The sequence below is a fragment of the Pseudomonas putida genome, from assembly GCF_028682635.1.
Lineage (GTDB): Bacteria > Pseudomonadota > Gammaproteobacteria > Pseudomonadales > Pseudomonadaceae > Aquipseudomonas > Aquipseudomonas putida_AE.
In genome coordinates this window covers 23243-33452 of the sequence record NZ_JANHLK010000044.1, presented here as the reverse complement: position 1 = coordinate 33452, position 10210 = coordinate 23243, and the positions used below count along the sequence as shown (strand labels likewise).

At 60.8% G+C, this 10210-nt stretch carries 8 protein-coding genes; 4 read left to right on the top strand and 4 right to left on the bottom strand.

The features are described from left to right. Window positions 1-104: 104 nt before the first annotated feature. Together NPS56_RS29605 and NPS56_RS29600 are read right to left on the bottom strand one after the other, a co-directional pair. Window positions 105-1688, bottom strand: coding sequence for a rhodanese-related sulfurtransferase (locus NPS56_RS29605; RefSeq protein ID WP_274077931.1), 1584 nt, complete (start codon window positions 1686-1688; stop codon window positions 105-107). After that, the gene (locus tag NPS56_RS29600) at window positions 1685-2293 is read right to left on the bottom strand and encodes a cysteine dioxygenase (RefSeq protein WP_274077930.1); all 609 of its coding nucleotides are present in this window, start codon (window positions 2291-2293) and stop codon (window positions 1685-1687) included. Before NPS56_RS29600 ends, NPS56_RS29605 begins: the two co-directional genes overlap by 4 nt. Window positions 2294-2536: 243 nt before the next feature. Between NPS56_RS29600 and NPS56_RS29595 the strand changes: the two genes are divergently transcribed. Beyond that, complete coding sequence (locus tag NPS56_RS29595; protein WP_274077929.1) at window positions 2537-3442, top strand: LysR family transcriptional regulator; 906 nt, start codon at window positions 2537-2539, stop codon at window positions 3440-3442. 128 nt (window positions 3443-3570) lie between these two features. On the opposite strand, the gene NPS56_RS29590 is transcribed toward NPS56_RS29595, so the two are convergent. Beyond that, window positions 3571-3732: a hypothetical protein gene (locus NPS56_RS29590; protein ID WP_274077928.1), complete on the bottom strand. Its 162-nt coding sequence runs from the start codon at window positions 3730-3732 to the stop codon at window positions 3571-3573. On the opposite strand from NPS56_RS29590, the gene NPS56_RS29585 reads away from it, so the two are divergent. The 3 genes from NPS56_RS29585 (at window position 3720) to NPS56_RS29575 (ending at window position 6383) form a co-directional block, all read left to right on the top strand. Next, the gene (locus NPS56_RS29585; RefSeq protein WP_274077927.1) at window positions 3720-4388 is read left to right on the top strand and encodes a phosphoribosyltransferase; all 669 of its coding nucleotides are present in this window, start codon (window positions 3720-3722) and stop codon (window positions 4386-4388) included. The genes NPS56_RS29590 and NPS56_RS29585 overlap by 13 nt on opposite strands. Window positions 4389-4542: 154 nt before the next feature. After that, window positions 4543-5112, top strand: coding sequence for a YceI family protein (locus NPS56_RS29580; RefSeq protein WP_274077926.1), 570 nt, complete (start codon window positions 4543-4545; stop codon window positions 5110-5112). A 164-nt stretch (window positions 5113-5276) separates the two neighbouring features. Continuing rightward, entirely contained in the window at window positions 5277-6383 is a 1107-nt protein-coding gene (locus NPS56_RS29575) for a DUF3616 domain-containing protein (RefSeq protein WP_274077925.1), read from the top strand. A 101-nt stretch (window positions 6384-6484) separates the two neighbouring features. On the opposite strand, the gene NPS56_RS29570 is transcribed toward NPS56_RS29575, so the two are convergent. Continuing rightward, a complete protein-coding gene (locus NPS56_RS29570; protein WP_274077924.1) occupies window positions 6485-9913 on the bottom strand; it encodes an Ig-like domain-containing protein in 3429 nt (1142 codons plus the stop codon). Between the last annotated feature and the right edge of the window lie 297 nt (window positions 9914-10210).

Sequence of the window (10210 nt, the reverse complement as noted above, 5' to 3'; positions counted from 1 at the left end):
GTGGCGCGACACTGATCTGTAGGAGCCGGCTTGCTGGCGATGCGATGGTGGCCGTTATGCCTCCATCGCTGCGATGCGGCGTCCCGACAAGCCCGTTCACCCTGTCAGATCACAAAAAATCCATGGGTGCCGTCTCGGGCCAATTGGTCGACCAGTCCGAACTCCCAGTCCAGATAGGCTTGCATCGCTTCGCGCGGGTTGTCGGTGCCTTCATAAGGACGGCGATAGCGGTCGATAAGCGGTGATGCCAAGCGGGTCTCGCCTTCTTCCAGGGGCAACTGGGCGGCGATCCAGGCGGCGGTGCCACCCTTGAGCAAAAACACCGCCTTGCCGGTCAACGTCTCGACTTCGGCCACCGCCAGTCGCGCCAACTGGCTGCTGCCGCAGGTCAGCACATAACGCCCGGCTGCGGGCACGTTGGCCAGCGCTTCTTTCAGTTGCCCGCGCAATGCCCACCAGGCACCGGGGATATGGCGTTTGACGTAGTTGGCACTGGCGGTGAAATCCAGCAAGGCGGTATCACCGTGGGTCAGCCATTGGGCCAGGGTCTCGGTGCTGATTTCCTCGGCCTGTGGTGGCGTCGGAACGGGTGCCTGCCACGCGCCTTGTGCGCTGAAGTGAGCAGGGTTCAAATCATCCAGCACATGCACTTCCCAGCCCAGTTGCGCGAGCCAGGACGCCGACATGTTGGCGCGCACGCCATCGTCGTCCACCAGTACCAGGCGCGCGCCGCGCACGCTGGCGAAGTGGTCGGTCTCCTGCACCAGTTGTCCGCCGGGAGTCGAGCGGGCGCCGGGCAGGTGGCCGGCTTCGAATTCCTCCGGGGTGCGCACGTCGAACAGGTAGGTGCTGCGGGTCGACTCCTGTTGCCAGCGTTGCAGGTCCGCCAATGTGGCGCGGCTGACCAGGGCCTGGTCGGCGACACGACGAGCATCGCGCGCCGCTGTTTGCCGATGCTCTTCACTGGTCGGGGCAAAGCGGCGCGACTGGCCGTGCTGCAGTTTCTGCCCGGCCAGGGTCCAGCCGATGGTGCCGTTGCGCAGGGCCGAAACCGGGTTGGCGATGCCGGCATTGATCAACGATTGCGTGCCGATGATGCTGCGGGTGCGTCCGGCGCAATTGACGATGATGCGCGTGGCAAGGTCCGGTGCCAGCTCACGGGCGCGCAGCACCAGCTCGGCTCCCGGTACGCTGATGCCGGTGGGGATGCTCATGGTCTGGTATTCATCAAAACGCCGGGCATCGAGCACCACCACGTCAGCTTCGCTGTCGAGCAACGCCTGGACTTCTTCGGCGGCCAGGGACGGTGTGTGGCGCCGGCTTTCCACCAGTTCGCCAAAGGCTTTGCTGGGCACGTTGACGTCGATGAACAACTCGCCGCCGGCGCGGCGCCAACCTGCCAGGCCGCCTTCGAGCAGGCTGACATCGAGGTAGCCCAGGTCCAGCAAGCGCTGTGCAGCGATGCTCGCCAGGCCCTCGCCGTTGTCGTAGACGGTCACTGGGGTATCGCGCCGGGGAATCCGCGAGAACACCTCCAGTTCGAGTTTCGACAAGGGAATGTTGGCGGCGAACAATGGATGGGATTCGGCGAAGGGCGCTTCTTCGCGCACATCCAGCAGCGCCAGTTCTTCACGATTCAGCAGGGCTTGGCGAATCTCGGCGAAAGAGCGGGTCGACAGGGTGCTCATAGGGCTTGGTTCTCTTTGGACAAATCCCAGATGTTGGGCAGGTAGGCGTTGGAATAACCGGAAATGAACAGCTTCTCGCTACCGTCGGGCTGATACACCGCGCGACGCACCGCACCGATGTTGGCGCCATACACATGGATGCTGATCGAGACCTGGTCGGCAAAGGCGTTGCTGACTTGATGGATGTCGCCGATCTTCGGCGACACGGCCTCGACCTGGCCTGGCCGCAACTGTACCCGGCCGCCATCGGCGATCAAGGCACCTTCGCCGTTGCGTTTGAAACCTTTTGAGTACTCCGCACCGCGCAGCATGCCGATCAGCCCCCAGACCCGATGGTCATGGATCGGCGTGCTTTGTCCCGGTCCCCAGACAAAACTGACGATGCTGAAACGCTGCCGTGAATCGGCATGCAGCAGGTATTGCTGATAGCGCTCCGGATCGGGGCGGGCAAACTCCTCGGGCAGCCAGTCGTCATGGCTGACCAATTGGCCGAGCAGCTTGCCGCCACGGTGCAACAGATCACCCTCGCGGGGGTTGCTGTCGATCAATTCCGCCAGGGCGCCTATGAATGCTCTGAGTCTCTCCGGGTGTCGGGCCTGGGTCATGGCGATTCCATCGTTCGTTCTGAAAGTTGACCCTTTGATTTAAGCATAATGTTTTAGATCAATATGCGATTGTTTAATGATTAGGTTATAGCTGAATGTAATTTACAGCGCCTCCGTATAGCCCTTTGGCATAGCACCAGAAGTTATTGATCAGTGGCCCGGGGTGCGGCGGGCTATCCTTCCAAAGGCAATGGAACTATGCTTTTCCAACATGTTATTGACTGTTCTCTATGTGCGGGCCAAATGAAAATTGATGATATCGATGCCTTTGTCGAGGTGATTCGTTGCCAGTCCATCAGCCATGCCGCCGAGTCGTTGCAACTGACCCAGCCGGCCATCACACGGCGCGTGCAGAACTTTGAGCAGGCCCTGGGTGTGGAGTTGTTCGATCGCAATACCAAGCCGCTCAAGCCCACGCTGATTGGCACGCGGGTGTATGAACAGTGCCGCCTGATCCTGCGGGAAATGGATGCGCTGCGCGAACTGGTGGCCACCGACGCGCCACCGACCGGACTGCTGCGCCTGGGGGTGCCGCAGACCATCGGCGACGTGGTGTTACTCGACGCGCTCAAGCACCTGCGCAGCGAATACCCCGACCTGCGGGCCCAGGTGGCTACGGGCTGGGGCAGTCAATTGGTGGGCAAGATCGAGCGCGGTGAACTGGATGCCGCCGCGGCGCTGTTCCCGGCTGGCAAGATTTTCCCGGACAACATAATCGGTGAGTCGATTGGCAAGATGGAACTGGTGGTGGTCTGCGCCAAGGCCCAATTGCCCAAGCGCCCGAGCAAGCTGGCGGACGTTTACCAGAGTGGCTGGATACTCAATCCCGACGGCTGCGGTTTCCGCGCCGGCTTGCAACGCACCCTGTCGGACCAGGGCCTGGCCCTGCGCGTCAACCTGGAAACCTTCGGCACCGAATTGCAGCTGGGCCTGGTCGCCGACGGCCTCGGGTTGGGCCTGGTGCCGCGGCCATTACTGGAACGCAGCGTTCACCGCGATCAGTTGGCGGCCATGCCGCTCAAGGATTTCAAGCCGGTGATGGACCTGTGGCTGATCTATCCGCATTTTCTCGGCAACCTGCAGGGGCCGGTCGATGCCTTTGGCAAGCTGGTGGCCGGGTCGTTGCAGAAGATCAAGAGCGCGGCCTGAATGATTTTTGTAGGAGCAGCCGGTCGGCGCTCGAATGCTCGCGAAAAACCTGGGAGCACCGCGGGGTGTCAGGCTGCCCGCGTCATCGTTGACCTCCATCGCGAGCAAGCTCGCTCCTACAGTAGGTCTTATACCGCCGCGAGAGATTGGTTGGCTGTCAGGACGCCATCGCCGGCAGGCCGGGTCTCGTGTTCGGGCTTGCTGACAGCCACCGTCGAACCGACAATTGATGATGTGATGCGAACCGACAGGCGTTGATCGCCTGGGGAGGTTTCAAATGAATCACTCATCGCAAACCATCCTGCAAAACCGCGCGGCTGCCGGGCGACGCCTGGTGGAGCCGCTACTCCAGTACGCCCACAAACCCGATGTGATCATCCTGGCCTTGCCCCGGGGCGGGGTGCCGGTGGCCTATGAAGTGGCCACCGTGCTCGGCGTGCGCCTGGACCTGCTGCTGGTGCGCAAGCTCGGTGTTCCGTCCCACCCGGAGTACGCCATGGGCGCCATTGCCAGTGGCGGTATTGAGATTCGCAACGAGCAGGCGCTGCGGGCGCACCCCATTGACAAGGCGGCGTTCGAGGCCGTGGTCGCCCGGGAAACCCGGGAGCTGTTGCGCCGTCAGCAGGTTTACCGGGGCACGCGGGCGCCGGTGCAGCTCAAGGATCAGGTGGTGATCCTGATCGACGACGGGTTGGCGACAGGGGCCTCGATGCTGGCGGCGGTGCAGGCGGTACGGCTGCAGGAACCGACGCGCATCGTGGTGGCGGTGCCGGTGGCACCGGTGGAAACGGCAGAGGCGTTGCGCAGGGAAGTGGATGAGGTGATCTGCCCGATCATGCCTGATTGGTTCATGTCGATCGGGCATTGGTACATGGATTTTTCCCAGACCTCGGATAAAGAGGTCATCGATCTGTTGCAACGGGCGTGGCGGCAAGAGGAAAGTTGATGGTTGCCACCACCGCAACAGCGAAGTCGGAAGTGGCGGCGGTCGGACTGTCATGAGAGGGCTGTTCAAGCCCGGCCCTTGCGGTGGAACAATCGGTGATTCTTTGCTTAAGTCCATCTGTTGGTGGCCTGATCGACAGCACCCGGAGAACCCAATGTCTCAGCGATTTGCGCGCTCCGCCATGCTGACTGCCGCTCTCATGTTCGGGATTATTCACGGCGCCCGAGCCGTCGAATACACCGACGTCAACCCCACGGCCAGCACCATCAGCTTCACATACAACCAGATGGGGTCGCGGGTGTACGGCACGTTCAGCAAGTTCGAAGGCACCCTCGATTTCGATACGACTCATCCCGAAGCTGCCCACGCCACATTGTCCATCGACCTCGATAGCATCGACGCCGGCAGCAGCGACGCCAACGAGGAACTGAAAAAGTCGCCCTGGTTCGATACGGCCACTTTTCCGGTGGCGACGTTTGAGTCGACGGGCGTCAAGGACCTGGGCAATAACCGCTATCAGATCACCGGTCACCTCACGCTCAGGGGGATTACACGCGAGGTGGTCGCGCCGGTGCTCCTCAAGTCGGAAAATGAAATCGGCATATTCGATGGTGAGCTGACGCTTGAACGGGATAATTTCAAGATAGGCGAGGGCGAATGGGCGGATAGCGTCGTCTCCAACGAAATCAATATCCGCTTTCGCATGGTTGCGCCGCAGCGTTGATTTTCTACGACCGGTTGGTGGATGGTCCTGTCGTTGGGTTTAAGCATTATTCCAAAACAGCCTGACGCTTTCTTGAGCCGCAAATGCCGGGTTTGTTGCCCGCATCTATAGTGTTTTGTCGGTGTTGCCCGAATCTTGCAAACCTGTATCTGAAGGTGGCTCAAATGAGTCGTATAGGGAAAGTGTTACTTAACTTTGACAGACAGTTTGATGTAGATGACAAGAAGAAGCTGCGTGACGGTTTGTCAGCGGTTCTACAGATTGGTCAGACGCTTTGGCTTGCCAATGATGAAACGCTGAGCCTGGAATGTCTTACCTTCAAGAGCGAGCCGGCCGGTGGAGAAATCGTTTACGAAGGCCATCGACAATTCTCACTGGACACATTACTCGACCTGCCTGCGCCACCGGCATCAGCGCAAAAGTTCGAAGAGGCCGATATCGAGGGGCTGGCCTACGACGAGGCTGGAGAGTACCTGTGGTTGATCGGTTCCCACAGCCTCAAGCGCAAGCAACCGGAAGCCGGAAAAAAAACAGGCCAGAACATCGAACGCCTGAGCAATGTGAGCAGCGATGGAAACCGTTATTTGTTGGCCCGTATTCCTGTGGTGAAAGAAGACGGCGTACTGAAACTTGTGCGCTCGACCTCGGACTTGCAGAAAACAGCCGCACAACTAAGCGGCGATCAGACGTGGAATGCGCTGACCAAAGCGCTCAAGCATGATGAACATCTGGGTAATTTTTTTGCGATTCCCGGCAAGGACAACGGGTTCGACATCGAGGGCCTGGCCATCGCCGGCAAGCGTCTTTTCATTGGCTTGCGTGGCCCGGTGTTAAGAGGATGGGCAGTCATTCTTGAAATCGAACCACAAGTGTCCGAGGACGATAGCCACATTCTGAAACTGGCGAAAATCGGTGAGGATTGTCATCTGTATCACAAGCATTTTCTCCAGCTGGACGGCCTGGGCATACGCGATCTGTGCGTGGATGGGAACGATCTGTTGATTCTCGCCGGACCCACCATGGACCTCGACGGCCCGGTGACGGTCAGTCGCTGGGTAAATGGCGTGCGCACTTGCGGGGACAGCGTTGTATTCAGAGAGGGGCTTTCGAAGGTGCTGGATGTTCCCTTTGGTCAACGCGGCGACCATGCGGAAGGAATGACGCTTTTCACTCCCGCCGATGGCCGCGCAGCGCAGTTGCTTGTGGTGTACGACACCCCGATCGGGCGTGGAAAAGACGGCAGCGTCGAGGGGGATCTTTTCGATCTTTAGGCACGTTGTATTTCAGTCCAGAGAATTGGACGCTGGCAAGTTCCGTTGACTTATACGCGCCCGGTCCACCTTGCATGAACCGGGCGCCCATCAATACCCTATCAATGCGCCACGATCGGCACCGTAACGGCCTGCCCGAACGTCGAGCGTACGGTCACGGTCGCGCCTGGTGTTGGCCCGGCGCCAGTGGTGCTGACCGAGATCCTCCAGCGCGCTCCGGTGCCGGTTGGGGTGAGGATCGCATTACCCAGGTTGAGCGGCCCGGCAGTGGTGGTGACGGTGGCCGTCAGCGTGTTGCCCGTACCTTTCGACGTGGTCCCGGCCAGGTCCCAGGTGTAGCGGTTGTTGCTGCGCACGCTGACGGTGGCACTGGTGATCACCAGCTCTTCATTGACCGCAGGTTTTGGCGTCACCGCCACGGACACCATCGCCGGTTCCGACACCGCATTCTTCGCGTCGCTGGCCTGGTAGGCGAAGGCCGCGGTGAAGGGGGCGGGGATGCTGGCCGGCGGCGTGTAGATCACGCGCACGCCGTCGGTGCTGACCGAGCCCTGGCCGGAGTCCGGTTGGGCCAGGCCCACCACTTTGAGCGGCAGGTTGCCGTCCGGGTCGGTGTCGTTGGCCAGCACGTTGATGGTCACCGGCTGGCCGTTGCTGCTGCTGGCGCTGTCAGGGTTGGCGACGGGTTTCTGGTTCTGGTCTTCATTGTCGTCATCGTCACCGTTGCCGTCACCATTGCCTGGGGTACGGAAGGTCGGCAGGGCGGCGGAGTTGACGTAGGTGACACCGTCCCAGCCGGGCAGCGGGGTCGGCATCAACTGGAACTGCCCCGGATGCTCGATATCCCAGCGCAACAGCATTGACGTGTCCTCGTGCTGGGTGTTGTGGCAGTGCTCCATGTAGGTCCCGGCGAACTCGCGGAAGTGGATGGCCATTTCCACGTCCACCGAACTGTCGATGCCTTCACCGATGCGATACACATCCTTGCGCGCCCATTTTTCCCATTCCGGTGGCGCCTTGCCGTCGCGGCTGAGGACGATGCCTTCTTCGAAATGCACGTGCACCGGGTGGTTCCAGCCGTTGCCGCCGTTCTTGATTTTCCACACTTCCAGCGTACCGTCGCCACCGTAGCCGCCATCGGTCGGGCCGGTGGACAGTTGCGCTGCTGCACTGATGCGCCGCGAGTCCATGTCGTAGCCGAAACCGCCGTCGGTCTTGATCGTCCACGGGGCTTCGTCGGTGCCGTCGGAGCGGCCGAAAATGAACTCGCGATGCCGGGCCGCCTTGACTTTGACCATGTCGGCGGCGTTGTCGCGATCGAGGGTCAGCGGGATCATTTTCTTGCCCGCCGCTTTACCGGGTTTGGCCGGTTCATAATCGGCAGGGTTCATGCTCACATCCTGGCCGGTGTAGGGCTGCACGATCATTTGCATGAACTTGCCCACCACCGGGTCGCCCTTGTCCCACTCCGGCCCTTTGCTGCCCTGCTTGATCACCGCCTTGTACTTCTCGGACAGCACGTCGGCCAGGCTCAGGCCGTTCTTTTCCGGACCCTTGCCGGTCTTGTGTTCCATCAGGTTGACGAAGTACAGCTTGTCGCCGGTCTTGATCCCGTTTTTTGCAAAGTTGACGATGATGTCGAAGCGCTCGGCGATGCCCTGGGTCGGCAGGATGGCGTTGTGGTTCTGTTTGTCTCCATCGCCATCCAGGTCCATGCTGCCGTCGAACGGCACGGCGTGTTCCATGAGGTTGCCGTCGTTGCCGATCAGGTGGAACGGCACCCGGCTGTAGGACACCCCGGAACCGGACGGCCCGGGAAACTCGCCGCCGTTGCCGGCGATTTCACGCACCAGGGCGATCCTGAAATAGCGCGATACCGAGCCGTTGAGGATGCGGAAGCGATAGCTGCGTGCGCGCACTTTCAGGCGTGGCTCGTATTGCCAGTTGACCAGGATCTGATCGCCGAGAAAGCCGTCGGTGTTGAACGGGTTGAACCACAACTGGCCGTTGGCGTCCCAGGCCTTGTCGGCGACCACCAGGTTGACGTCGTAGTCACGGTTGCCCCAGGGCAGGGCCGAGCCGCTGGGCAGGCGCAGGTTGACGCCATCTTCGATGGCCTCGTTACCGCGATCCAGGGCGCTGTAGTAGTTCATCATCACCGCGTTGCCCTTGTAGACGTTCTGCGCGGTGAAATCGAGCATGTGGTCGTGGAACCAGTGGGTGCTCATGGTTTCGCGCCAGTCGCCACGGATCTTGATCGTGCCGTTTTCGCAGGTCTTGAGGCCGGGGCTGGCGTCGTTGACGAACAGCTTCTCGCCCGGTGCGCAAGGGAACGCCGCGCGCGGGTCCTGGGCGTTGGTGTTGATGGTGTCATAGCCGGCCAGCTGCAGCGGCCAACGATAGTCGTAGTACTGCCCCGGAAAGAAAAACGCATTGGTGTAGCCGTCGCTTTCGGCCGGGGAGTGGCCGTTGTGTTCGTGGGTGCTGATGGTGTGCAGGCCGAAACCCATGTTGGCCGCAGGGTCGATCGGCAGGCCGTTGTAGTGACGCATCAGCACCGGTTGGCCATAGCGGACCATCAGCAGTTTGACTGGAAAGGTGCCGTCGAAGGTCCACAGCGCATTGTGATTCTGCAGCGGAAAATTCGGGTGGAAGCGCGTATCGATGCCTTTGGTAGTGCCCGTGGTGGTGGGGATGTCCGAGGTCTGGTAGTAGAGTCCACCGGGGCCGAATTCACCGACGGCGTAATTGTGCAATTGCCGGCGGTCGCGCATGCCGGTGTTGATCCGCGCGCCCACTTGCACGGTCTTGTACGCGACCTGCGGGTAGAACTCGTTCCAGCGCTGGTGCGACCAGCCTTTTCCCGGTGGCCGCCCCTCGGCCGGCGAACCCACGGGTTGGCGGTTGAGGAAGGTTTCGATCTGCGCCTTCCACGGGTTGCGGTCCAGTACGTTGGAGTACTGCGATGGAAACGGGAACAGGCCGGGCTGGCGCATGAACGCATCCAGCGCCGAACCCGACGGAGCGCTGCGCGCAACAATGTTCGGGTCTTGCGCGGGGGCCGGGCCGACCGTGGGGACGGGGAAGGTCAGGGGCGGGGCCGGGATCGTTGGGTCGAGTTTTTCCGTGCCGAATTCCTCGAACAGCAGCAATTGCTGAGTGAACGGCAGGGCCCCGTACAGGGGGCTGGGTTTGCCGTTGGTGGGGTAGTTGAACGAGGTCTGCAAACTCGGCGGCAGCACATTGTCGGCACGGGGTGTGTTGCGATCGCCGTAGGCGCCGTTGGGCAGGGCCAGTGCGCCCTGGTTGGTCTCGGGCATGGTTTTCAGGGCATCGAGCGCTGCGGCGGCGGCAATCGGGTCGGCGGGCGCAGTGTAGTAGGCCGAAGGGTCGGTCGATGGCGGCTGGCTTTCATCGTCCATGGGGGCCGCGCTGACGGTGGCGAGGCTGGCGGTGATCAGCATCACGGAGGCCACACTCGACCTGCGTATGTAGTTCAAGGAACGGAATGCGGGTGGTGCGTTTTTCATTTGGTTTCCCCTTGCACGTGCCAATTTGGCGAAACCCGCCGTCCCCGAGTTGGGGATGACTGCTGCGGTGCAAGGGGCTGGTGCAACAGATGGGCCATGTCAAAATCGGGAATAAAAAATGTGATTAATTAATAAGTTGTTACAGATTGTTTCATTGGCGCATCGGTCGGTGGTGGGTGTAGTTCCTCATATGCGGGGAAAATTCCCTTATTTCATTGGGTTACTTTCACCAATCACGGGTGCTCTTGCCAAAATGTGTCGGCTTGGAAGAAAATGAGAGTCATTATCAAATAAATT

Coding starts and splice junctions, on each gene's coding strand:
- NPS56_RS29605 (WP_274077931.1), bottom strand. CDS start 1,688: ATGAGCACCCTGTCGACCCGCTCTTTCGCCGAGATTCGCCAAGCCCTG.
- NPS56_RS29600 (WP_274077930.1), bottom strand. CDS start 2,293: ATGACCCAGGCCCGACACCCGGAGAGACTCAGAGCATTCATAGGCGCC.
- NPS56_RS29595 (WP_274077929.1), top strand. CDS start 2,537: ATGAAAATTGATGATATCGATGCCTTTGTCGAGGTGATTCGTTGCCAG.
- NPS56_RS29585 (WP_274077927.1), top strand. CDS start 3,720: ATGAATCACTCATCGCAAACCATCCTGCAAAACCGCGCGGCTGCCGGG.
- NPS56_RS29590 (WP_274077928.1), bottom strand. CDS start 3,732: ATGAGTGATTCATTTGAAACCTCCCCAGGCGATCAACGCCTGTCGGTT.
- NPS56_RS29580 (WP_274077926.1), top strand. CDS start 4,543: ATGTCTCAGCGATTTGCGCGCTCCGCCATGCTGACTGCCGCTCTCATG.
- NPS56_RS29575 (WP_274077925.1), top strand. CDS start 5,277: ATGAGTCGTATAGGGAAAGTGTTACTTAACTTTGACAGACAGTTTGAT.
- NPS56_RS29570 (WP_274077924.1), bottom strand. CDS start 9,913: ATGAAAAACGCACCACCCGCATTCCGTTCCTTGAACTACATACGCAGG.